21 protein-coding genes and 1 tRNA gene are annotated in these 24,979 nt (G+C 41.8%); 10 read left to right on the top strand and 12 right to left on the bottom strand.

The genetic code is table 11. The annotated features are described in order from the left end of the window. Window positions 1-572: 572 nt before the first annotated feature. Together ruvA and trpS are read right to left on the bottom strand one after the other, a co-directional pair. Complete coding sequence (gene ruvA / locus DMB45_RS07090) at window positions 573-1,154, bottom strand: Holliday junction branch migration protein RuvA (protein WP_041502939.1); 582 nt, start codon at window positions 1,152-1,154, stop codon at window positions 573-575. A 23-nt stretch (window positions 1,155-1,177) separates the two neighbouring features. Next, complete coding sequence (trpS, locus tag DMB45_RS07085; protein ID WP_041502938.1) at window positions 1,178-2,164, bottom strand: tryptophan--tRNA ligase; 987 nt, start codon at window positions 2,162-2,164, stop codon at window positions 1,178-1,180. A gap of 304 nt (window positions 2,165-2,468) precedes the next feature. Here trpS and DMB45_RS07080 point away from each other — a divergent pair, with 304 nt between their 5' ends. Then, a complete protein-coding gene (locus DMB45_RS07080) occupies window positions 2,469-2,819 on the top strand; it encodes a DUF3276 family protein (RefSeq protein WP_041502937.1) in 351 nt (116 codons plus the stop codon). A 24-nt stretch (window positions 2,820-2,843) separates the two neighbouring features. Here the strand turns inward: DMB45_RS07080 and DMB45_RS07075 are convergent, their stop codons facing one another. The 7 genes from DMB45_RS07075 to murB all read right to left on the bottom strand — a co-directional run bounded on the left by DMB45_RS07075 (window position 2,844) and on the right by murB (window position 7,222). Further along, the gene (locus tag DMB45_RS07075; RefSeq protein WP_041502936.1) at window positions 2,844-3,302 is read right to left on the bottom strand and encodes an SRPBCC family protein; all 459 of its coding nucleotides are present in this window, start codon (window positions 3,300-3,302) and stop codon (window positions 2,844-2,846) included. Between the two features lie 9 nt (window positions 3,303-3,311). After that, window positions 3,312-3,941 carry an orotate phosphoribosyltransferase gene (gene pyrE / locus DMB45_RS07070; RefSeq protein ID WP_041502935.1) on the bottom strand — a complete coding sequence of 210 codons (630 nt, stop codon included), beginning with the start codon at window positions 3,939-3,941 and terminating at the stop codon, window positions 3,312-3,314. A gap of 19 nt (window positions 3,942-3,960) precedes the next feature. Then, a complete protein-coding gene (locus DMB45_RS07065) occupies window positions 3,961-4,989 on the bottom strand; it encodes an aminoglycoside phosphotransferase family protein (RefSeq protein WP_052634493.1) in 1,029 nt (342 codons plus the stop codon). A 5-nt stretch (window positions 4,990-4,994) separates the two neighbouring features. Beyond that, window positions 4,995-5,198, bottom strand: coding sequence for a hypothetical protein (locus DMB45_RS07060; protein WP_041504684.1), 204 nt, complete (start codon window positions 5,196-5,198; stop codon window positions 4,995-4,997). Between the two features lie 17 nt (window positions 5,199-5,215). Further along, a tRNA-Leu gene (locus DMB45_RS07055) sits at window positions 5,216-5,299 on the bottom strand. A gap of 101 nt (window positions 5,300-5,400) precedes the next feature. Next, on the bottom strand, window positions 5,401-6,159 hold the full coding sequence (locus tag DMB45_RS07050) for an acyl-[acyl-carrier-protein] thioesterase (RefSeq protein WP_041502934.1): 759 nt from the start codon (window positions 6,157-6,159) through the stop codon (window positions 5,401-5,403). A 52-nt stretch (window positions 6,160-6,211) separates the two neighbouring features. Further along, window positions 6,212-7,222: a UDP-N-acetylmuramate dehydrogenase gene (murB, locus tag DMB45_RS07045; protein ID WP_041502980.1), complete on the bottom strand. Its 1,011-nt coding sequence runs from the start codon at window positions 7,220-7,222 to the stop codon at window positions 6,212-6,214. Window positions 7,223-7,318: 96 nt separating this feature from the next. On the opposite strand from murB, the gene DMB45_RS07040 reads away from it, so the two are divergent. Next, a complete protein-coding gene (locus DMB45_RS07040; RefSeq protein ID WP_052634491.1) occupies window positions 7,319-8,674 on the top strand; it encodes a methyltransferase RsmF C-terminal domain-like protein in 1,356 nt (451 codons plus the stop codon). Here the strand turns inward: DMB45_RS07040 and DMB45_RS07035 are convergent, their stop codons facing one another. Further along, a complete protein-coding gene (locus DMB45_RS07035) occupies window positions 8,675-10,642 on the bottom strand; it encodes a tetratricopeptide repeat protein (protein ID WP_041502978.1) in 1,968 nt (655 codons plus the stop codon). Between the two features lie 97 nt (window positions 10,643-10,739). After that, window positions 10,740-11,840, bottom strand: a complete 1,101-nt coding sequence (locus DMB45_RS07030) for a Kelch repeat-containing protein (RefSeq protein WP_052634489.1) — start codon at window positions 11,838-11,840, stop codon at window positions 10,740-10,742. Window positions 11,841-12,085: 245 nt separating this feature from the next. On the opposite strand from DMB45_RS07030, the gene DMB45_RS07025 reads away from it, so the two are divergent. The 8 genes from DMB45_RS07025 to DMB45_RS06990 all read left to right on the top strand — a co-directional run bounded on the left by DMB45_RS07025 (window position 12,086) and on the right by DMB45_RS06990 (window position 23,834). Beyond that, window positions 12,086-13,402 (top strand): DUF4270 family protein, encoded by a 1,317-nt coding sequence (locus DMB45_RS07025; protein ID WP_041502933.1) that lies wholly within the window; start codon window positions 12,086-12,088, stop codon window positions 13,400-13,402. Window positions 13,403-13,428: 26 nt separating this feature from the next. Next, window positions 13,429-14,688 carry a hypothetical protein gene (locus DMB45_RS07020; RefSeq protein ID WP_052634501.1) on the top strand — a complete coding sequence of 420 codons (1,260 nt, stop codon included), beginning with the start codon at window positions 13,429-13,431 and terminating at the stop codon, window positions 14,686-14,688. A gap of 33 nt (window positions 14,689-14,721) precedes the next feature. After that, a complete protein-coding gene (locus DMB45_RS07015) occupies window positions 14,722-15,816 on the top strand; it encodes a TlpA disulfide reductase family protein (protein WP_041502932.1) in 1,095 nt (364 codons plus the stop codon). Window positions 15,817-15,951: 135 nt separating this feature from the next. Then, entirely contained in the window at window positions 15,952-18,954 is a 3,003-nt protein-coding gene (locus tag DMB45_RS07010; protein ID WP_052649337.1) for a glycoside hydrolase family 3 N-terminal domain-containing protein, read from the top strand. A 126-nt stretch (window positions 18,955-19,080) separates the two neighbouring features. Beyond that, complete coding sequence (locus DMB45_RS07005) at window positions 19,081-19,773, top strand: succinate dehydrogenase cytochrome b subunit (protein ID WP_041504683.1); 693 nt, start codon at window positions 19,081-19,083, stop codon at window positions 19,771-19,773. 60 nt (window positions 19,774-19,833) lie between these two features. Beyond that, window positions 19,834-21,774 carry a fumarate reductase/succinate dehydrogenase flavoprotein subunit gene (locus DMB45_RS07000; RefSeq protein ID WP_041502930.1) on the top strand — a complete coding sequence of 647 codons (1,941 nt, stop codon included), beginning with the start codon at window positions 19,834-19,836 and terminating at the stop codon, window positions 21,772-21,774. A 70-nt stretch (window positions 21,775-21,844) separates the two neighbouring features. Beyond that, on the top strand, window positions 21,845-22,606 hold the full coding sequence (locus DMB45_RS06995; protein WP_041502929.1) for a succinate dehydrogenase/fumarate reductase iron-sulfur subunit: 762 nt from the start codon (window positions 21,845-21,847) through the stop codon (window positions 22,604-22,606). Between the two features lie 424 nt (window positions 22,607-23,030). Next, a complete protein-coding gene (locus tag DMB45_RS06990; RefSeq protein WP_110688599.1) occupies window positions 23,031-23,834 on the top strand; it encodes an alpha/beta fold hydrolase in 804 nt (267 codons plus the stop codon). Here DMB45_RS06990 and DMB45_RS06985 read toward each other — a convergent pair. Next, window positions 23,797-24,846, bottom strand: a complete 1,050-nt coding sequence (locus DMB45_RS06985) for a hypothetical protein (protein ID WP_146216425.1) — start codon at window positions 24,844-24,846, stop codon at window positions 23,797-23,799. The genes DMB45_RS06990 and DMB45_RS06985 overlap by 38 nt on opposite strands. Window positions 24,847-24,979: the final 133 nt, after the last annotated feature.

Here is a 24,979-nt window from a genome sequence, read left to right as displayed (position 1 = left end):
TTCATCCTGAGCCAGGATCAAACTCTTCATGATAAAAAATCTTTACTTTTTTTGTTCTTCCTGTCCCGGTTTAATTCTCGCGCTAATGACAACGCGTGTCATCAAAAGCGCCGCTCGCTTTTTGTCACTTCAATATCTTTAAGAACTCGTCTGCTTATTTAGCTCCCTTCCCCTCGATCTTCCCGCGGAAAGCGGGTGCAAAAGTAGGGCTTAATTTTCAACTTCCAAATTTTTCCTCCACTTTTTTAAAAGTTTTTTTTCAACTCTCCATACTCTCCCCCGCCGGAAAAATCATCCACCATTCACCTTCTCACGACTACTCCACCTCCCACCATTCCTTTCTAACGTCATGAACTCTTTCTCTCTCGAAAGCGGGTGCAAAGATAAAAAATGAATCTATCCCTTTCCAAATTTTTACGCCTTATTTTTTCAAAAAAATAACGAAATCACTATTCCGTCTATCTCTCAACGACTTTCGGGCAAAAACAACAACAGTAAATTGCAAATTCTCAAATCACGAAATCGTCTAACCACTAAATCTCCCGCTCCCGTCATCTTCTTATCCCCGGTTTTCACAATTGTTTTAAAGCTAATTTGATCAACTCCTCCACACTGCTCACACTTCCGGTAGCACATATTTTATCCAACGTCTTTACCACCTGCGCACGTGCAAAACCGAGCATCACCAAAGCCGCTAAAGCCTCCTCTTTCATCGTATTGGACAATACTCCCATATTTTCCAATACCACACCCTCCTTACCCACTTTATCCTTTAACTCGATAATTACCCTTTGAGCCGTTTTTATACCTATTCCCTTCACACTCTTAATCGCATTTACATTTTCGGTTACGATAGCCCCGGTAATCTCTTCCACACTCATAGAGCTCAACATGACATTTGCCGTATTCGCCCCAATCCCCGAAACTGATATCAAAGAACGAAACAAACTCCGCTCCTCTTTGGTGAAAAAACCATAAAACAGATGTACATCTTCCCGTATAACTTGATGAATATAAAGCAAAACCTCTCGTTCCGAAGCGATCTTAGAATAAGTATTCAACGATACATGAATATTATATCCGATTCCTCCACATTCGACAACCACATAGGCAGGAGTAGCCTCTATCAGTATTCCTTTAATATATTCGTACATAATAAACCTGAATTAAAATACCCTTAAGGACGGAATCCGATGATTTCCCGAACTTCCTTTATCGTCTTCTCCGCACTCGTTCTTGCTTTTTCAGCTCCCATAGCCGCAATCTTATCCAAATAAACCGGATCGGCCGAGTATTCCAGAATCCGCTCTCGGATGGGGGTACAAAATTGAATAATATCCTCGGCTAACTGCTTTTTCATATCCCCGTAACGAATCTCGCAAGCATTATACTTATCATTGAAATAAGCATAAGTATCTTTGTCGGAAACCACTTCCATTAAAGTAAATAAATTTTGTATCACCTCAGGCTTTATGCTATTAGGTTCAGTCGGCCCGCTATCGGTTACCGCTTTCATCACTTTTTTACGAATTGTAGCGGCATCATCGATCAAGTATATGGCGTTACCCTCGGATTTACCCATTTTCCCTGAACCATCCAAACCGGGAATCTTCACCGCTTCCTTGGAAAAGGTAAATGAAGCCGGTTCCGGAAAAAACTCCCGGCCATACATCGTATTGAATCTCCGGGCAAATTTACGAGCCATCTCCATATTCTGCTCCTGATCTTTACCAACCGGTACTTTATGTGCTTTATGAATAATAATATCAGCGGCCATAAGCGTCGGATACGTCAATAATCCGGCATTTACGTTATCAGGCTGTTTCCGGGCTTTTTCCTTAAATGTTGTCGTACGCTCCAATTCACCCAAATAAGCATTCATATTCAGGAAAAGGTATAGTTCCAAAATCTCCTTCACGTCACTCTGAACATAGATCGCCGATTTTTCCGGATCTATGCCACAAGCTAAGTATTCGGCTAAAATCTTTCGGACACTTCCCATGATATCGTCCGGACGAGGATGCGTAGTCAACGAATGCCAATCGGCAATAAAAAAGAAACAATTATATTCATTCTGCATCTGAATAAAACTCTTTACCGCACCGAAATAGTTTCCTAAATGCAAATTACCCGTAGGTCTAATTCCGCTTACTACTGTTTCCATCGTTAAAAATTTTCAATGTTTACGAATGACAAAGATATATTTTTATTCCTTTTAGAACAATATAATCGGTTGCTCTTCCTCCCAATACCGAATTTCAAAATTATTTTTTTACGAAAAAACGAAGAAAAAGTTACGTTCAAATCCTTCATTTTAAGCTTGAATACTGACCTTTCCAGCACATGCACCAGCTCATTTTACACAACTTACTGATTGTCAAAATAAAAAATATTGAAAAAAAAAGATGTTCTTATGTTGTTTTTTCCTACATTTGAAACGAAAACTCAAATTTAAACTTTAATTTAACATGGAAGGATACGAAAAAAATGAAGGTATGGAAATGAATGATCGGGAAGAGATCTATTCAAAACCAGTGAGAGCAGGGAAAAGGACCTATTTTTTCGATGTAAAAGCTACTCGTAATAATGATTATTATTTAACGATTACCGAGAGTAAGAAAAAATTTGACAAAGAAGGTAATCAAAACTACGAGAAACATAAAATTTTCTTGTACAAAGAGGATTTTGAAAAATTTGCAGAAGGCCTGGATGAGGCTGTAGCATATATCAAAGCGGCTCTGAACGGCGAGTTGCCGGAATCTCATCAAGACAGAAGCAATGATTTCGATGACATTGATTTCGACGATTTATCAAAATAAAAAAAGAGGCTTAAGCCTCTTTTTTTATGGTAATAATCCATATGGTATTTTAGCCAAACCTTCAGCCAGTTGATTTATTCCTTTTTCCAGCTTTCCTTTCAGCATCATTTTCATCACGACATTCAAATCCGCCTCAAAAGTGATCCGCATACGGGTGTCGTAAGGTCCATTCTCCAACAATTGAATCCACATACTAAAATCAAAAGGAACACGTCCGTCTCCTCCCAATTTTATGAGTTTAGGCTCTTCCCGCTCCACTATTTTCATTCCCATCTCCCCCACACCTTTGATTATGAAAGAACAACTATCCTCCGTCGTACGAATATCTTCAATTTTATCCGAAATAGAAGCCATCTGTTCCCCTCCCATCTGGCGGGCCATATTAATAATGGTCCCTATCCGATTGAAGTCGGAAAGAAAATTATAAACCCTATCTATTGTACATTCAATTCTCTGAACATCGCTTACAACCTTCGTAGACATAAACAATATTTATTTATAGGTTTCAGGACTCAATCTCCACTCTTTCAATTTTTCAACCTCATTCGAATGAACATAACCCGTTCTCACGGCTAAATCGATCATCGCCCCATAATTACTCAACGTATCCAAAGCACAATGAGCAGCAGCAAAATTATCTTCCGCTTTCTGAAAACCGTACGTAAAAATAGCCGTCAATCCCAGCACGTTACAACCAGCGTTCCGTAAAGCTTCCACGGCTTGCAAGCTGGAGCCGCCTGTTGAAATCAAGTCCTCAACCACTACTACCTTCTGTCCGGGCTTACAGTCCCCTTCAATCAAATTCTCCAATCCATGATTTTTAGCCGAAGACCTGACATACACAAACGGTAAGCCTAACTCCTGAGCAACTAATGCTCCTTGTGCTATCGCTCCGGTAGCGACACCGGCAATGACCTCCACTTGAGGATATTTACTCCGAATTAATTCGACGAACTGATCCCTGATATAGGTACGAACTGCCGGAAAAGATAAAGTCTTACGGTTATCACAGTAAATCGGCGATTTCCAGCCGGAAGCCCAGGTAAAAGGGTCAGAAGGTTGCAATTTAATAGCTTTTATCTGCAATAAATGAGAAGCTACCTGCTCAGCTACACTATTCATTTTACACTTTATTTAATAGTTATTCATTCTCTTTCGGCGTGCAAAGGTACGAAGTATTTTTTAAAGCGCTCTCTACGACCCGTAGAATTTCAGGATATTCTTTTTCCAGTTTTCCTGAACCGCACAACTCCACAATTTCCCGTAATCCGGGAATAATAGAATCGATAAAATGTTGTTTCCTTTCGTGTATACCCCTCAAACCGAAAGCCCCCATAGCCTGCAAAAGACGTATCAACACGAAATGATAATAAGCCTTACGAAATATCTTCGCCCGCTCTTTACTATAAGTAGACAATCGCCGGATATAATAATCCAGCAATTCATTTTTTTGCTCTTCCGGCATCTTCACCACGGCATCATACAATAAAGAAGCCACATCATAATGCAATGCTCCCTGACGTCCACCCTGGTAATCGATAAAATAAACATCATCATCCGACACCATGATATTTCGTGACTGGAAATCCCGGAACATAAAACAATCGGCTGCCACTACCGCCAAATGCTTTGTCAACCGGTCAAAATCATTCTCCAATTTCTCCTCGTCCGCTTCCACTCCGGCCAACCGTAAAAAGCAATATTTAAAATAATTCAAATCCCAACGAATACAACGCTCATCAAAAACAGGACGAGGTAAACAAGCCGAATAATCCAATCCTCTCCCCCCTATCCACTGAAAACGCAATAATTCAGACAAGGACTTTCTATACAATTCCATCGTGTGTTCGCTCAATCCCTTTTCCTTCCGTTCCCGCTCCACGATATCCAACAGCATATCCGTTCCGAGATCTTCCTGTAAATAGAACTTTCCGTCTTCCGACACCCGATATATTTCAGGTACATGCAATCCCTTTTCTTTAAAATTCCGGGAAAATTCAACGAACAACCGGTTTTCCCTCAAGTTTTCATGATACACGCCGATACAGGAAAACCTCTCGTCTTTCATACGATAATATTTTCTTGCAGAACCGGATAAAGGCAAGGCCTCCATGCTCTTTACCGCATGTCCCGCGTACGATTTAAAAAGAGATTCCAACTGTTCTTCCATAAACTTTATTCGTTATTACTCCCCGCTTTACTTCTACGGTAATCCAAACACAGGTTACGCCGCTTACCGATAATATACCTCCCCAAAATTAAAACATCGACCGACAACAAAGCGCATATCCTTTTCATTCTCCGGTATGAATGCAAAAGTAAAGCAAATCGCCCATAATCCAAAACCTTCCCATCCAAAATAAAAATCCTGCCAATCATCACATTAGCAGGATTTGTGCCCAAGACAAGACTCGAACTTGCACAGCCGAACGGCCACTACCACCTCAAAGTAGCGTGTATACCAATTTCACCACTTGGGCATTTAACGCTGCAAAGATATTTTTTTTCTCCAAAAAAAAGAAAGATATCCCCCAAAAAATACGCGAGAATCCGAGCCGAACCCCAAAATATACCTTATATCTTACTTCACCTCGCACCAAACGGTTTTTGCCACACAATGCGTCTTTTCACGAGTTTCATTCATCACCCGGTGAAAAATAACGGTTTCGCCTTCCTTCTCCGCAACCCGTTGTTGGCAAGAATATATCTCACTATCAGGCATAATCTCATGCTCGTACACGATCTCTAACTCTCTTAATTCGTGATTTTTCAAAAAATCAAAAGGCAACGAATTGGTCACCCATCCGACATAAGTAGCCTGCGTCACATGCTTATTAAAGTCAATGTTATCATAAGTAGCCACGAAATGGCGTCCCGATTCGTACTCGAAAGGAACTTCTTTGGTGTTCAAATCAAAACCAAGTTTTCTTTCAAGGCCTTCACAAGATCTAGCCGCTTCAATTACCACTTCCGGCAAACGCACGGGACGACGGCGAGCCAGATCGATAACCATCCATTCCGAGGTCGCCCTTAACAAGACCTCACCTTCCGTCGTCATCATTTGAAAATCCCGAAGAGCAAACAGACGATCGATTCCGGAAGGCCAAGTCTCCAAAATAACGGTATCATCTTTCTGCGGCATACGCGACACCACTATATGCAATTTATGTAACATCCAGGTCAACCCCCGAGCATTCAGAGTCCCCACGTCAAATTTCAACAACAACGTCTGCTCGTTAGCAATATCATTAAACAAATCACATAACGTTTTCACGAAAAGCCTCTCCCTCAAATCGGTGTAATGCGTGCAAATCTTTATCTCGTCAGTATGCTTCAACATTTTATATAACTTTGGTTTACTAATTACAAATCAGATACACATGTTCAGGATCTCAGATTATATTGACCTCCGGTTCTAACCAAATACCAAATTTCAAAAAAACTGATTTTTTTATCTCGTTAGCCAAATGGGCCACTTCAACTCCATTGGCCTCTCCTTTATTTATCAATACCAACGCTTGCTTATCATGAACCCCGGCGTTTCCGATACCCTTCCCTTTCCATCCGGCAGCCTCAATCAGCCAGCCTGCAGCCACCTTTACCCACTCTTCATCCACGGGATACAAGGGAAGTTGCGGGTAACTTTTCGAAAGAGTATCCGACAGTTCCTTAGGCACCACGGGATTTTTAAAAAAACTTCCCGCGTTGGGCCATACCTTCACATCGGGTAATTTAGTATTACGAACGCGTATCACAGCCTGTCGTACATTTGCTAACGATACCCCGCCCAATCGATCGACCTCCTCCCGGATGCTCCCGTAATTCAAATTAAAACGAGGTCGCTTGGAGAGACAAAAAGTAACATACGTAATGATAAACCGATTTTTCCATTCATGTTTAAAAATGGAATCCCGGTATCCGAAACGACATTGATCGGCATGGAAGCCAACAACCTTCCCCGTCTGCAGGTCAATTGCCCGTACCCCAGATATAACCTCTTTCACCTCGACTCCATAAGCCCCTATATTCTGAACCGGAGTAGCCCCGACATGCCCGGGAATCAACGACAAATTTTCTATCCCGTAATACCCGCGTTCAACCGTCCAAGCCACAAAATCATCCCACACGACACCGCTTCCGACCTGAACGATTACCTCATGTTCATCTTCCCGCAGTATAGTATATCCCTCCATTAGCGGATAAAAAACAACTCCCGGAAAATCCGTCGTAAACAAAAAATTACTTCCGCCGCCTAAAATGATAATTTCTTCCGGGTTCAACTCGTAATCCGTTACAAACTCTGAAAGCTCTTTTTCCCGATCACTTTCCACGAAATACTTACAGGTCGCATCCATGCTAAACGTATTGTGCGCTTTCAAATTATAATTCTCCCGAACTCTTATCATCTATTTTTCATTTAAATTTATCATCAGCAATACGGCAAAGGTAAAACATATCACAAATAATTCATTAATTTTGTCTGTTTAATCTACACTTGTATGATGCAATTACCAACTCTTTTCAGCGAACGCATGAGTCAAATTCTCGGACAAGAAGCGTCGGATTTTTTCGAAGCATTAAATAACGCGTCTCCTGTTTCCATTCGATTGAATCCTCACAAACAAACGCCCCTGCCCCCCTTCCAAAACCTGATCGACACCCCGGTTCCCTGGTGTAACAATGCATTTTACCTGAAAGAGAGACCCCTGTTTACTTTAGACCCGTTTTTACACGGGGGAGTTTATTACGTGCAAGAAGCCTCTTCCATGTTTCTCCAAACAGTCCTTCAACAAATTACGGGCCATATCCCATTGAGGGTTTTGGATTTATGTGCCGCCCCCGGAGGAAAATCCACCCTGTTAGCCGCAAAACTTCCCCAGGGTTCCTTATTGGTTTCAAATGAAGTCATTAAATCCAGAGCCGTAATCCTAAAAGAAAACATGATCAAATGGGGTAACGACCATACGGTTATTACCCAAAGCGATCCGCAACAATTTTCCTCTTTCACCGGAGCCTTCGATCTTATTCTGGTAGATGCCCCCTGTTCGGGCGAAGGTATGTTTCGGAAAGACCCTAAAGCCATCGAAGAGTGGAGCGAAAACAACTTACGTCTATGCGAAGAAAGGCAAAAACGGATTCTATCGGACATCTGGAACGCCTTAGCACCCGGGGGATATCTGATTTACAGCACATGTACCTATAATCCGGGAGAAAATGAGAAAATATTAGAATGGCTTTTAACCCATTACGATGCCACCTCCATCGAGATACGACATCCCTTCGAAAAGATCACGAAAGCAAAATCTTCTGCCCACGGCTATCGTTTTTATCCCCATCACACGCGAGGAGAAGGATTTTTTATAGGCGTAATGCAAAAAAACAACGGGGAAAGCTTCCAAATCAAAAAAGAAAAACGGAACAATAAAAACAAAGAGATCGGCCTGCCCAAAGAATTCAACATCTACCTGCGGAATCCCGATCTTTACTATGCCTATCAGAAAGGAGACACGATAGGGATTATCCCCCGGGAACATGCGGATTTTATTCAACAATTATCCTCTAAAGTCGACCTATTGTACAAAGGGTGCGAATTAGGCGAAGTCATAAAAGGAAAAAACAAACCGACACATGCCTTGGCCCTATCTCCCGTTCTGGCGAAAAATAATATACGGATACAAGAGGTAGATTTACAGACAGCGATTCGATACCTGAAAAAAGAAGAGCTGCGGTTCGAGGCTCCTCAAGGAGAATGGATCCTGATATCCTACCTCTCTACCCCCTTAGGATGGGTAAAAGAAGTAGGAAACCGAATCAACAATTATTACCCTAAAGAATGGAGAATCCGAAATTTCTGATTAACGATCCTGCTCCACGGAACAATAACGTTTAATAATATTGTAAGAGTCCGTAATTCCCAATTCACCCGCTTTACTGAGATCAGCATTGGCCTGAGCTTTATTCCCCTTGTAAATATACAACAACCCTCTATTGTAATAGGCTTCGGCAATATCTTTATCCTTTTCCAATAATTGGGTATACAAATCGATAGCCTCATCCACTTTCCCGCTCTTCGCGTAAACGTTAGCAATATTAAACATCGCGAATACGAAATCGGGATCGATCTCCAAACATTTGTTGTAATCATCTAATACCGTGGAATAATCGACAACCCGCACGACCTTTTTATCCTCCCCTACGACCCGGGAGGTTTTCTCTTCCACGGACTCGATGTAATCATACATCTTCATCCGGGCTCCGGCCAAATTTAACCGGGCAAACAAATGATTCGGATCTCGTACCAAAATCGCCTTGAAATCCTCTATCGCATCGGTATATCTTCCGAGTTCCAAGTAAAAACCTCCCCTTAACAAAAGGGCTTCTATATCATCTTTATCCCGTCCTATCCTCTCCGACAAAACTCGTATCTGATTATCTAAAAATTCTGACGGGAAATGAAACTTTTTATCGGATATAGTCAATGCCGGATTATAATTATGAGACTGATTATAAGTCATAATATGCTTATTGAAATACTGGACCTTACCTTTCCTCAAGGTATCTATATCCAGGTATTGTACCAGAAATACATCCTGCAATCTTATAATCACCTCCTTATCCTGCAAACGACCGTTGATGACATCTTTTATCCTGTCCGTACGGGAATTGATGTCTATCAGTCTTCTGAAATTCTCCGTCGTATCGACCAAAGCATTCCGATCCCCGTCTTTCATCTTTTTATAACGATCCAAAATCTCTGCCGCCTTGTACTGATCCTTCTCGGCCTCCGCGTAATCGTGTTTCCGTGAACTTACCATGGAACGAGCTTGATAAGCTTTTACAAAATCGGGATAAAGCGAAATACTCTCCGTAAAGTCATAATAAGCGCCGTCTAAATCCTTTATCTCCATTTTCAACAATCCCCGGTTAAAATAGATCAGAATATTATCCGGATTCATCTTCAACACCTGATCGAAATCTTCAATAGCGCGGTTGTAATCCCCCACCTCTGCCCTTAACAAAGCCCGATTATAGTACGCGTAGGCATAAGTACTATCGATCTGAATCACGGTGGTATAATCATCCAACGTCTCTTTGTATTTTTTCATTTCATACCAAGCGTAGGCCCGACTCATCAATATTCTCTTATTTTGGGGATTTATCTTCAATGCCTGATTGTAATCTTCTATGGCATCATGATATTTCTTCTGCTGAAATTTCAAATATCCCCTCAACCCATACGCTTCATCGGAAAACATATTCAATCGGATCGCGGCATTACAATCCGCGATGGCTCCGGTCACATCCTCGAGCTTATCCCGCATGATCGCCCGGTTCAAATAAGCGGCCAACAGTTTATTGTCAATAATCAAAGCTTTCGAATAATCTTTTTCCGCCCCTTTATAATCTCCCATATCAGCCTTTGTTATGGCCCTATTGGCATACACGTATGCATCTCCTGGATTTATAGAAACAGCCGTATTGTAATCCTCCAGAGCCTGCTCGTATCTTCTCAGGTTATGCCAGGCTATACCTCTGTACATAAAAGCATGAAAATAATTCGGATTCAGGTCTATCGCCTTCGTGTAATCCTGAATGGCCCCTTCGTAATCTTCCAGGTTTAGCTTAGCCAACCCCCGGAAAAAATAAGGTTCGGACAAATAAGGCTTTACCCGTATAATATTATTGAAATTTTCAATGGCACTCACGTAATCGTCAAAATAAATAGCACTTTGCCCCATACGCATCATATTTGTCGTATTCCATTGAGCAAATAGGCTCAATCCCCACCAACAAAAAAATATAAGGAAGACAATCTTTTTCATTTTTCTGCTCCTGTTGTCTATTATTTCATGCCTTAAAGGTAATAAAAAAAAGGGAAGCACAAAGCCTCCCTTTTTCTTTATGATTAAAATCCTACGATTAATAATCGTTTCTCTTATCTTCCTTAACATCGGGAATAAATTTCCAAGTAGCAGCATAAACACGAACGCCATATTCATCCGTACCACTACCGCCGGTCGTATAGTATCCGTAACCGCCCACGGCAAACCCTACACCCATGGTCACATTAGCCGCATAATAAGAAAGGTCTTCCATCTGATGCCATTGATCGCGGTTATGATTGTATCTCCAAACAGTTCTCGGAGCTGTTCCTCCCATTCCCGTAGCCACATAAGCATAAGGTTGTCCGTCTTTTCCCTTATCGGAAATAAACGTGATAGCATAAGCACGAGGAATACGATCATAATCCTTATCCTGTTTTACATCCGGCTTATTCGTCAAAGCACCCATCGGAGTCCATGTTTCCGTTGTGAAATCAAATTTACTCATATCGCGCAAAACACCCGCACCATCCGTACCTAAACAAACATAAGCATAACCTCCTACAACGAAAGCAGAGGCACCGTAGCGTTTATCTCCGATAAATCCACTTTTCCCGTCCAAAATCTTCCATTGTTGTCCGGCACCGGCCTTCGGATCGAATTTATAAAAATCTTTGTAGATGAGATCCTGATTATTTTCACGATTACGACCCGTACCCACATAACCGTATTTGTCATTAGCAAAAGCAACGGCATCGCGACATTTAACAGGTAAATTATCTATTTGACTCCAAGCTCCTTTTCCTCCGTCAGCAACCGGATCGAACTCCCAAAAATCATCATAATATTTAAGTGTCGTGGTATTCGTATTCGATCTGTAACCAGAACCCACATATGCTTTATTCCCGATAACAAAAGCAACGGCAGCATGACGGGCCTCTCCCGGGAAATCGTTAATCCTCGTCCATGAACCACTCGTGTAATCGAATTTCCAAAAATCCTGATACTCCGCATCATTATTACCGTATCCTAATCCCACGTATGCGACATCGTTAATTACAAAAGAAACAGCTCCCAAACGATCGGAACCCGCGAACTGAGAAGCCTTTGCCCAGTCACCCAAATGGTCGTCATCTGATCCACAGGATGCAAAGAAAAAACCTAAAATAGCTAGAACTAAAAAATTAAATGTTCTCATACTTATTTATTTACCTATTTGTTTATTGTTATTTTCTAACTTTTCTATATTATACTTTTATCTTTTCTACCCAAAAAGGATAGGCAAAACTACACATTTTATCCACAAATCCAATAAAAAAACAGGTGAAATATATCTTGTTATTCTTTTTTACACTTTATTCCGATAAAATACAATCGCTCCTTTCGGTTTTTTAGAAAATAGTTATACCTTCGCATTCTGTTAATTCAAAATAAAACTACAACATGAGAATATTCTTTCTGATAGGCTTTTTCTTTATTGTATTGTATGCTTGTGACAATGATTTAAATACCATCGGGGAAAATCTGATTCCGAATACCGGCTACGTGGAAGTGCGAAAATATAATATAGACAAAACTTCCACCATACGTTTGGACTCTTTTCCCACTTCCAGTCTTTCCTACATGATCATGGGATCGATAAAAGACGATTTCACGGGCAGAACGACAGCGACACCTTATTTCCATCTGGTTAAAACGGGATATGAAAAAAACCTGAATTTTGAGAGGGAATATGTTTACGACTCCTTGACCCTGCATTTCAAATACAATCAAGTCATTGCCGGAGATACGAGTCAACACCAGACCTATTATCTATATAGGCTAACAGAATTTCCTGAATTTGATTACCTTAATCCTTTTTTCTATAACACGGATTCACTTCCCCGGGCAAGCGAACCTATCTCCACTTTAAAAATTTATCCGCAAAAGGAGTATCTGTCGAGAGCTTATTTTAAAGTAGACGATGAATTGGGGAAAAAACTCTTTGACCTTATGCGGGCAAGAGATACCGTCTTTAGCAATGGACTGGATTTCTTACGCTACTTCAAAGGCCTATCCATTGTTCCCGATAAAGATAACAGCAACCTGATATCCATTGACGCCACTTCGGCCAACCTGTATTTACGTTGTTACTATCATTTCGGAGAGACCAAATACTGGTTTGATATTCCGACAATAGGGTCATCCGGCAGTTATTACAATTTTACCAATTACAAAAACGATCCTCCGCAAGAATTGGCCCATGTAACCCAAACCGACTCTTTGCAGTATGTAAAAGGCGGATTGGGGGTAGTCCAAGGACTGAACGGATACATGCTGAAGCTCAATTTGCCTTTTATCAAAAATATCGATTCCTATCGCACCATCGTCAGGGCCGAAATAGAATTAAAACCCTATTTCAACGTCTATTCCAAGGTACCGGATGCCAAACAATTGGGAGTGTTCGTGTCTGACCGGGAAAACGGGTTAAAAGGGATTCTGTTGAACGGAAGCGGACAACAGGTTTATGGATACTTATACCAAAATTCGACGAACGTAAACGATCGGAAATATACCATAGACATCACGGATTACTATAACAGTCTGGTAAGCGGAGTTCCTCCTATCGATCAAAACATCCATCTATTGTTAGGATTACCCGGTACGTTGCGTTCGCAAGATAAAATAAACCTAATGGAAGGAAATATCAGCAGCTCATTTAATCGTGTAGTACTGGAAGAAGTTCCGGTTTTACGGCTCTATTATACACAATATAAATGATAAAGCAGTTATCAAATATGAATTTTATGAGAAAAATAGTTTTTAGTATCGTCATATTCCTTTGTTCAATCAGCGCATTCGGTCAAAACAATTCAGGTACTCCGTATTCCAAATACGGCTTAGGCCTTTTTCCCGATAATTACGGTCCTTACACGGCCATGGGCGGCGTGTCCGTTGCCATGCGGGACAATTACAATATCAACTTTATGAATCCGGCTTCTTATACGGCTTTGGATACGCTCCGTTTCTATTTTCAATTGGGGGTCAGCGGAGAATATGTTGATATTTCAACAAACAAGGAACATTCCAAATATCAAGTCGCTCAAAATGCCTCTATAAACATGGCTTTCAGACTATACAAAAAATTATTCATGTCTTTCGGTTTCAATGAAAAAAGCGATATCGGATACGATATTTTGTATAACAACGAAGTAATCGGCGATCCGAGCATGCGTTTTCTTCAACACATAGAGGGAGAAGGAGGTTTAAACGAAGCCTATCTCGGTTTGGCTTATCAATTCGGAAAGCTCTCCATCGGAGTAAACTCCTCTCTGATATTCGGTAAATTAGAAGAACGTCAGACTTTACAAATATTACCTGTCGGTAGTGGATATTATCTAAAAACCCGAACCCAAACCAATGTTTTCGATGCACTATTCACGATGGGAGCCCAACTGCCGTTACAATTAAACAAAAATTCAAATCTGACCTTAGGAACCAGTTTCAATTTCGGAACCAATTTCCATGGGAAAAAAACATTTGAAGCCTATAAAATCAGTATGGCAACCGGAGCTCAAACTCCTATCAACGACGAAAAATGGGAAGACGGGAATATTCATTATCCTTTCAAAATGATTATCGGTACAACTTACGAATATAAAAAACGATGGTTGATTTCCGGAGACTATACGTTTCAAAACATGTCTCAATATCAAGAATTTGGCGGAGAAAGAGTGTATAAAAATTACCATAAAGCTGCATTAGGGGGATATTTCCAACCGGATGCAACCGGACGTTATTGGTGGCAACGTAACAAATATATGGCTGGTACGTATTTTACAAGGTCCCATATAGATTTGAACGATCATTCCATCAATACTTATGGGATCACGGTCGGATCTCAGATTCCGGTTCGACTTCGGACACAGGAGTTAATGTTAGGCGTTGCCTTCGATTTCGGTATGAGAGGGACCCGTTCTGACAATTTAATTCTGGAGAAATATGCTAAAGTAAGAATTAATATTGCTTTCAAGGAGATATGGTTCATGAAAAGCAAAATTAATTAGTAATTAAAAAGTTTATATTGAAAAACCCAAAACATGAGAAAAATTTTATTCACTTTTGCAGCAGCAGGTTTAGCACTTGTAGCATGTAATAACCAAAGCGGTTATACGGTAACCGGAAACATAGAAGGTCTGAAAGAGGGTAAGGCCTATATGGTAAACGTAGACAACGGAAAGGTAGATACATTAGCCTCTTCCGACATCAAAAATGGTAATTTCACATTCAAAGGCAACGTCAAAGGGATAACCGCCGCATTTATAACGGTGCAAGGTCAAAGAGGCGGATTACCCATTTTTCTGGAAAATGAAAAGTTCACGGTAAAAATAAATCCGATGAACCCCATGGAAACCAGTGTAAAAGGTGGAGCCGCCCAAAAACTAAACAATGAATTCAACGACATTCAATTAGGAATATACAAGCAACAACAGGTACTGAATCAAAGCTACATGCAAGCTCAACAAGCTCAGGACCAGGCCAAGGCTGACTCTATTGCCAACGTATACAACCAATTGGTTGAAAAGGCGATGGCAAAAGAAGATTCTTTGATCAAAGCAAACCCCGACTCCTACGTATCGGCACATATGGTTGCCGCCATGATGGGAGAAATGGAGTTAGAGGCATTAAAAGGGAAATACGCGTTACTGGGAGAAAACGCCAAAGCAACGATTCCCGGACAAAAAATCGCCCAACACATTGCCCGCCAAGAGAGCGTTGCCATAGGACAAATAGCCCCGAATTTCACACTCGACACTCCGGAAGGGGGAACCATTTCCTTATACGACATCAAAGGGAAAGTTAAATTAATCGATTTCTGGGCATCCTGGTGCGGACCCTGTCGGCAAGAAAATCCTCATGTGGTTGCTCTTTACAAAGAGTTCCATCCGAAAGGTCTCGAGATCATCGGTGTATCTTTAGATAATGACAAAGCGAACTGGGAAAAAGCGATCAAAGACGACGGTTTGACCTGGTACCAAGGTTCCGATCTGAAAGGGTGGCAATCGGCCGTAGCGCAATTATACGGAGTAACGGCAATACCTCATACCGTATTGTTGGATGCAAATAATAAAATTGTAGCCAAAAACCTAAGAGGCAACGAATTAAAAGCAAAAATAGCCGAAATGCTAAAATAATTGTTTTTAACAATCATTAAAAAAGAAGAGGGTAAAAATAAGTTTATACCCTCTTCTTTTTTGCTACTTTTGTTTCATGCAGGAAAACAGAAAAAAGGTTCCTGCCGGTAACGATAATCGGTAAGTATATATTCTATGTATAAAATTCTTCTGAATCTTGTAATTTGTTCGCTTATCTCTCATACGATCTGGGGACAAGACACCATCGGAAAAGTAGACTCCATCCTTTCGACAATGACTTTGGACCAAAAAATCGGACAACTGTTCATGATTGCCGCTTACAGTAACAAAGATGCCGATTATGAAAAAGAATTAGAAGAAACCATCACCCGGTATCATGTCGGAGGAATCATTTTCTTTCAAGGTTCCCCTGTTCGTCAAGCCCTTATGACCAATCATCTTCAACAACTATCTCCCATCCCTCTATTAATAGGGATGGATGCTGAAAGCGGTCTCGGCTGGAGAATAAAACAGGCTATGGAATTTCCGAATCAAACATTATTGGGAGCCATACGCGACAATGATCTTATCTATCGTATCGGACAATCGATCGGTGAAGACTGCCGCCTGTTAGGAGTTCATGTCAATTTTGCCCCGGTTGTCGATATCAATACCAATCCCAAAAACCCGATTATCGGAATACGTTCTTTCGGAGAAAAGAAAAAAAATGTAAGCCAAAAATCCATTGCTTACATGCAAGGATTGAGTTCTCAAAACGTCATGGCTGTAGCCAAACATTTCCCGGGACATGGAGATACGGATGTCGATTCGCACTTAGCCCTTCCGTTAATAAAATTCCCTGCAACGCGTCTGGATTCTGTCGAGTTATATCCCTTTAAGGAGCTCATAGAGGCCGGAGTTCCGGGAGTAATGGTTTCCCACCTGAACGTCCCGGCCTACGATACCGCCAATCTTCCCGCCTCCTTGTCCCCCCGTATCGTGACGGAACTTTTAAGAAACCAACTCCGTTTTGAAGGATTGTGTTTCACGGATGCGATGAATATGAAAGGGGTAACTCTCGGAAGAGCCAAGGGTAAAGCAGACTTGTTAGCCCTGATGGCAGGCAATAATGTTCTCCTGTTTCCGGAAAACATTGCCGCCTCAATCAAGAAAATAAAAGAAGCGATTAAAAACGGTAAAGTAAGCGAAGAGCTCATCCACGAAAGATGCAGACAGCTCTTGTTGGCGAAAGAAAAATACGTCATGCCTTCCTATTATCCGATCGATACGAACCGGCTTATCCAACGCCTGAATACGCCGCAAGATTCGGGAATCCTGCAAACGGCTTACGCTAAAGCAATTACATTAATAAAAAACAATGATCTTTTATTACCCTTCACAAAATTAGATACGTTGCGTATGGCTTCCTTAAACTTCGGCGACAGAAAAGCGACCGCCTTCGAGAACATGCTTTCCAACTATGCACCGTGTGATCATTTTTCCATAAGTAATGAAGCTTCTCCGGAAAAAATACAACAACTACTCAAAAAATTAGCTTCATATAACTGCATTATCATATACAATAGCGCCGCGCGCAACAGCATGGCCCGGCAATTCGGAGCCTCGTTACAGTTATCGAATATCATTAAAAAATTAAAAGGGAAACGCCTCGTTCTATGCCATCCGGCTACACCCTACGGCGTAGATCTATACAGCTATCTCCCCGTAGATGCAATACTTATCAGTTATAGCCACGATCTCCCGGCACAGGAATTTTCAGCTCAAGCCTTGTTCGGGGGAATCCGCGTAGAAGGGAAATTACCGGTCAGTATCAACCTCAGCTATCCTGCCGGAACAGGCCTAACGACCCCCAAAATCCGATTAGGATACCATCTCCCCGTTTTAAGCGGAATGGATAGCTTTGTATTACAACGCATCGACAGCATCTGCCAGGCTGCCATACAAGCAGAAGCAACTCCCGGCTGCGAGGTACTTGTGGCAAAAGACGGCTATATAGTCTATAACAAAGCCTTCGGATATCATACCTATCAAAAGAAAAAACCGAACCGGACAAACGACATTTACGACATAGCCTCCGTAACAAAAATCGCGGCTACACTCCCTACCGCAATGATGCTTTACGATGAAAAAAAAATAGCGTTGGATTCACCGATTTCCCGTTACTATCCACCAATCATACAAACGAACAAGGCAAATATTACAATTAGAGAAATTCTCCTGCATATGGCCGCCTTAAAACCGGCCGTTTCTTTTTTTTATCATGCCATAGATAAAGGAAAATTATCCGGTCGTTTGTTCTCTCCGCGCAGAACGAAAGAAAATTGTCAGAAATTACGAGAGCGCCTCTATCTGAACCCGCATTTCAGTTACCGGGACAGTACGTTCTGCCACGAACCCCGAGAAGATTACACTCTAATATCTCCTCATTTCTATATTCACAAACAATTTAGGGATTCCATCCATGAGATCCTACTGAATAGCGAATTATTGCCGCAAAAAAAATACACGTACAGCGATATCGGATTCGTTCTTTTAAAAGATATTTCGGAATCACAGACATCGACCTCTTTCGATCGTTTTTGTAAAGAACAACTATTTAAACGCATCGGGGCAAACAACACGGCTTTTCAAGCCTATCGGACACTCAACCCGGAGCGCATCGTACCTTCGGCGGAAGATCTGGTTTTTAGGAAATCTCTACTGAAAGGATATGTACACGATCCCATTGCAGCCCTACTAAACGGAATATCCGGAAATGCAGGTCTTTTTACGAACACCGGAGACTTAGCCAAAATCATGGCAATGTATCTGAATCACGGCGAATACGGGGGAGAACGCTTCATCGACTCGGCAACCGTAGCCCTTTTCACAAGCACCCAATTACCCGCAAAACTAAATCGCCGGGGATTAGGCTTTGACAAACCTGAACAGGATGCCTCTAAAACCAGCCCCGCTTGCGCGGCGGCTCCCCTGTCCAGTTACGGACACAGCGGTTTTACAGGTACAATCGCCTGGAACGATCCGGATAATAAAATGATATACATATTTTTATCGAACCGAACGTTCCCCAATGAATACAACGATAAACTTATTCAAGAAAACATCCGTACCAAAATCCAAGAAGTTCTTTACAAGGCATTATCAACACCGACACAAGCCCCCCTTTACACCCCTTAATTACGGAAATAATTCTTTATATTTAGAATGATTTTAAAATAGCTGAAACCGTTCCATATGCCGGAAAAAAAGGTACTTTTGTTGACGCAAAAGAATTTAAATAGTTATCAATAAATAGACTTAATTATGAGTAATTTCTTAACATCGTCGATCGGGAAAAAGATCATTCTGAGTTTATCGGGTCTTTTTCTTATTGCGTTTTTGTGCATTCACTTGGCACTAAATCTACTTTTAATTGTGGATAATAGTGGTGAGTTATTTAACATCGGAGCTCATTTCATGGCAACCAATCCATTAATCAAAATCATCGAACCGATTTTGGCTTTGGGATTTATCATTCACATCGTATTAGCCTCCATCTTAACGCTCCAAAACAGAAGTGCACGTCCAGTCAAGTACGATTTGCGGAACCAAACAGGTAACTGTACCTGGTCTTCCAGAAATATGTACATCTTGGGAGGACTGGTTTTAATCTTTTTGGTTGTACACCTCTGGAACTTCTGGTGGAAAATTAAGTTTGCAGGAGATCCTCTTTTAACGGAAATCAACGTGGATGGAGTGGCCATGGAAAACACTTACGCTTTGGTAGCAGGATTATTTAAATCCAGCATCATCTACGGTTTGATTTATATCTTAGGCGGTGTATTCTTAGGTCTTCATCTCACTCACGGATTTTGGTCGGCATTTCAATCCATCGGTTTTTGTAACCAGATATGGAGAAAACGATTGGAATGTCTTGCTAAAATTTTCGCGATTATCATTGCCGCAGGATTCAGTATTATCCCACTCTATTTTATTTTGGGTTTAGGTGGTAATTAATAACCGCTAAGTTCCTATGAGAAATCTGAATCTAAAAATCAAAATTAAAACTTATTCGTTATGACAAAATTAGACGCAAAAATACCTGCAGGACCGTTAGTAGAAAAATGGTCGAACCATAAAGCTCATATTGGTGTTGTCAGTCCTGCTAATAAAAGGAAATTAGATATTATTGTCGTAGGTACCGGACTTGCCGGCGGATCTGCGGCTGCCAGTCTTGCAGAACTTGGCTATAACGTTCTCGCTTTCTGTTATCAGGATTCCCCCCGTCGGGCTCACTCCATCGCCGCACAAGGTGGTATTAATGCAGCAAAAAACTACACGAACGATAACGACTCCGTTTATAGGTTGTTTTACGAAACCATTAAAGGAGGAGACTATCGGGCCCGTGAAGCTAACGTATATCGTCTGGCAGAAGTAAGTAATGCCATCATCGACCAATGCGTGGCTCAAGGAGTTCCTTTCGCACGTGATTACGGCGGCCTTTTGGCAAACCGTTCATTCGGAGGTGCTTTAGTTAGCCGTACGTTCTATGCCCGCGGTCAAACCGGACAACAATTATTGCTTGGCTGTTACGGAGCCATGAATCGCCAAATCGAAAAAGGACAAATTAAAGTATATAACCGCCATGAAGTTTTAGACGTAGTTCTTATCGAGGGAAAAGCAAGAGGAGTCATCGCACGCGACTTGGTAACCGGTAGAATCGAGCGTTTCGGCGCACACGCCGTTGTACTGGCAACCGGAGGTTACGGTAACGTGTTCTTCCTCTCGACAAACGCCATGGGATGTAACGGAAGTGCCGCATGGCAAGCTTACAAACGAGGTGCATTTTTCGCCAATCCTTGTTTCGTACAAATTCACCCGACCTGTATTCCGGTACACGGAGAACAACAAAGTAAACTGACGCTGATGTCCGAGTCATTACGTAATGACGGTCGTGTTTGGGTTCCGAAAAAAATAGAAGATGCTAAGAAATTACAGGCCGGAACTCTAAACCCGAACGATATACCCGATGAAGATCGCGACTTTTACTTGGAACGTCGTTATCCGGCATTCGGAAACTTAGTTCCTCGCGACGTGGCCTCCCGTGCCGCCAAAGAGAGATGCGATGCCGGATTCGGAGTAAATAACACGGGTAAAGCCGTGTTCCTGGATTTCAAATACGCCATCGACCGTTTGGGAAAAGAGACCATCGAAAAACGTTACGGAAACTTGTTCCAGATGTACGAAAAGATCACGGCTGTCGATCCTTACAACAACCCGATGATGATCTACCCGGCTATCCACTACACCATGGGAGGTCTTTGGGTAGACTACAACCTGATGACTACCATTCCGGGTTTGTATGCCATTGGAGAATGTAACTTCTCTGACCACGGCGCCAACCGCCTCGGTGCTTCTGCCTTGATGCAAGGCTTGGCCGACGGTTATTTCGTACTGCCGTATACCATCGGTGATTATCTGGCAAAAGATATTCAAACACCGAAAATTAAAACCAATACACCGGAATTCGATGAAGCAGAAAAACGGGTAACCGACCGTTTGCGCAAACTATACGATATAAAAGGAAGTAAGTCTCCGGATCATTTCCACAAACTATTAGGACATATCATGTGGGACTATATCGGAATGGCCCGTGATGCGGAAGGTTTGCAAAAAGCAATAAAATTAATTGCCGAACTAAAAGAAGAGTTTTACAAGGATCTTCGTATCACCGGAGAATTCACCGCTATGAACAACGAGTTGGAGAAAGCCGGACGTATAGCAGATTTCTTAGAGATCGCCGATCTGATGGCTCACGATGCCTTGGATCGTAACGAATCTTGCGGTGGACACTGCCGTTTGGAATCTGTTACGGAAGAAGGCGAAGCAAAACGGGACGACGAGCATTACCAATATGTTTCCGCGTGGGAATATAAAGGAGAAGGTACAGCTCCCGAATTGCACAAGGAACCCCTTGTATTCGAAAATATTGAAGTAACCCAACGCTCTTATAAATAATGACAATTCAAATTGTAGGCATCGACATGAATAAATTACCTGCAATTCAGCATTTAAAACAAAATTGGTTATGGCAGATAAAATATTAAAAGAACTAACTCTGAAGATCTGGCGTCAAAAAGATGCCAAATCCAAAGGCGGGTTTGAAACATACAAAATCCATGATATCTCTACCGGCACTTCATTCCTTGAAATGTTGGATATCCTCAACGAACAGCTTGTAAGCGAGAACAAAGAACCGGTTGCATTTGACCACGATTGCCGCGAAGGTATTTGCGGAACATGCAGTCTGTTTATCGACGGTCGTGCTCACGGACCGGACGATGACGTGACTACCTGTCAATTGCATATGCGCCGTTTCGAGGACGGAGCGACCATCACGATCGAACCTTGGCGTTGCGGAGCTTTCCCCGTAATCAAAGACTTAATCGTTGACCGCGGAGCATACGAGAAGATTTTGCAAGCAGGCGGATATGTATCCGTGAACACGGGAGGCGTTCCTGATGGTAACGCGATTCCTATCGCTAACGAAAAAGCAGAAGAAGCCATGGATGCGGCAGCCTGCATCGGATGCGGCGCTTGTGCAGCAACCTGTAAAAACTCTTCAGCCATGCTTTTCGTTGCGGCTAAAGTCTCACAATTGGCATTATTGCCTCAAGGTAAAATCGAAGCGGCACGCCGGGCAAAAGCCATGGTTGCCAAAATGGACGAACTCGGATTCGGAAACTGTACCAATACAGGGGCCTGTGAATCCGAATGCCCCAAGAGTATCTCTATCGAGCATATCGCCCGTCTGAACAGAGAATACCTGAAAGCAAAATTAAAAGACTAAATAAGAATTTTTTCGCGAAGAAGAGGTCGGAAGATTTTTCCGACCTCTTTCTTTATTAGTAGATTTAAAGATTCTTTTATTTAGTGATTTAATTTGAATCTCCCGATTGTAAATTTTAAATTGTAGATTGTAAATTAATCTCTGAATATCTATAACATGGGCAGTTCATAAAATCGAAATTCAATCCCTTGATCACAGAATCCTTCAATTCCTTTTATTTACAATCGTCAATCTGCAATTGATAGCACTTTAACCCCGTCCCCAAGTGCTACCCAAGTGCTATTATCCTGGAAATATTTGCATCGATCTGGTATCGCAAACAACCGAGACAAATCAACAAAACACTCGAGGAATTAAAAGAATTTGAAGAGAAATAGTTTCTTTTTTGCGAATAGCTTTTAAATTTGCAATGATAAAATAAACCATGAAACTATTTTATAGAGAAATCGGACAGGGAGATCCTTTGATTATTCTTCACGGTTTATGGGGCGCCTCGGAAAATTGGCTTCCCATCGCCCGTTTATTAGAGGACAGGTTCAGGGTAATCCTACCGGACGTTCGTAATCACGGTCAATCGCCGCACTCGAACGAAATGAATTACGACGTGATGAGTGACGATATCATAGAATTGATCGAATCCTTGCAATTACCGGTACGCCCCTGCATCGCCGGACACTCCATGGGCGGGAAAATAGTCATGGCCATACTCATGAAAAAACCGGAACTTATCCGCAAAGCCGTCGTCGTCGATATCGCTCCCATAGCCTACACTTCTTCCGACGGTGGAAGGCATAGTAAAATCATCGATTTCATGTCTGCCTTCAACCTTCGTTCGTATCAAACGAGAGAAGAGATAAAAAACGCTATTGAAACCCGTTTCAAAACACCCCAATCTCAGCAATTGTTTTTGAAGAATATCCGGAAAACAAAAAACGGATTCGAATGGAAAATCAATCATGAATCCATACAAAAACATTTTCAGGAAATCAGCGGCTGCCCTTCCCGTCTCCCCCTGTCGCAATACACTCGAGAGATCCTTTTCATCAAAGGAGAACATTCCGACCTTATTCCGACGGACAAGACTTTCTTGTATGAACAATTTCCGGCTGCCCGCTTCATTCAAATAGCCGATTGCGGGCATTGGATCCATAGCGAACAGCCGGAAAAATTAGCACAAGCCATTAAAACATTTATTCTCCCCAAACAAAAGCTTTCGTCACATAGCTAATGGCCTGGATGTTCCGATCGGCATTATTATCGTATCTTCCGATTCCAGGCTCATACAGGATAGCCGACAACCGTATTTTATACACCTCTCCTTTTACCAAAGAAGACAATCGATTCTCTACCTTTCCTTGTGTCGCTTCCGTTATATTCAACTCCCCCGTTCCTGCCAGCACTTCACTTTTGAAAAACGGATTATTAGCATCCGAATTTTTATCCAACACCTCAACCTGATAATATATATTCGACTCTTCAACAGGAGTCCAGGTAACGTCTATGCCCGTAGAAGTAGCCGTCGGCTTCCACTCTGCCCTTAAATCAAAGGCGTGCTCCGGAACATTCGAATCATACAAACTTTCATCGAATTTCACATTCCATTTGGAACCGATCTTACAATAAAACCTTACCCGATCGCAGTTTCCGGTGAAATCGATATTTTTCCGGTAGACCAAACTTCCAAGATAACTTCCTCTATCCAAAGGAATTTGTCCTCCTTCCGCATCCGACACGATGGCATAGGCCTCCCGGATCGAACCGTTCCCGCTTATCTTAAACTCCAGCGTTCTTTTCCAGGTTCCCTCCTCACTCGAATATTGATTAACCCAGTAAGCATCTCCGCTCAAGTTTTCCAAATAAGAAAGTCCCTCGTTGTATTCGCGGGCTCCCCATCCGTCATGCAAGGACAATATTCCCTTCCCGCATCCCAATACATTCCATGTCTTCTCTTCTCCGCTATCGTCTGTTATCCTCAAAGCATTATTTTCCAAATCCCTCCATTTTCCGGCAATCGTATCTTTCAAACCGCTATATTCCACACCAATCAAACTTCCGTTATTATCAAAACGAATCACCTCCAGTACATCATTCGTCCGGTAACCCAACTTATTGCCTATCCAACCGTTATAATACCAATTCTTACCCGTCAGATCATTCCGATTCAACACAAATTCTTTGTCGTCGCTATCGCTACACGCACCTAAAATAAGTAAAGTCATAAAGGCACCTAAAATTCTCATGTTTCCCATTTTTACTACGTTATTTGCTATTCTTAGAATCAAAATTACATTTTAAAGCGAAACTCACGCTAAGATTATGCATTTTTAATATCTTTGTCTTCATACAATAATTATGCCTAATACAAACAGAGAA

This window comes from Sanguibacteroides justesenii (assembly GCF_003204205.1).
Taxonomy (GTDB): domain Bacteria; phylum Bacteroidota; class Bacteroidia; order Bacteroidales; family Marinifilaceae; genus Gabonibacter; species Gabonibacter massiliensis.
Note: the sequence above shows the minus strand (reverse complement) of the source record. Positions and strands in the feature narration are given on the sequence as shown.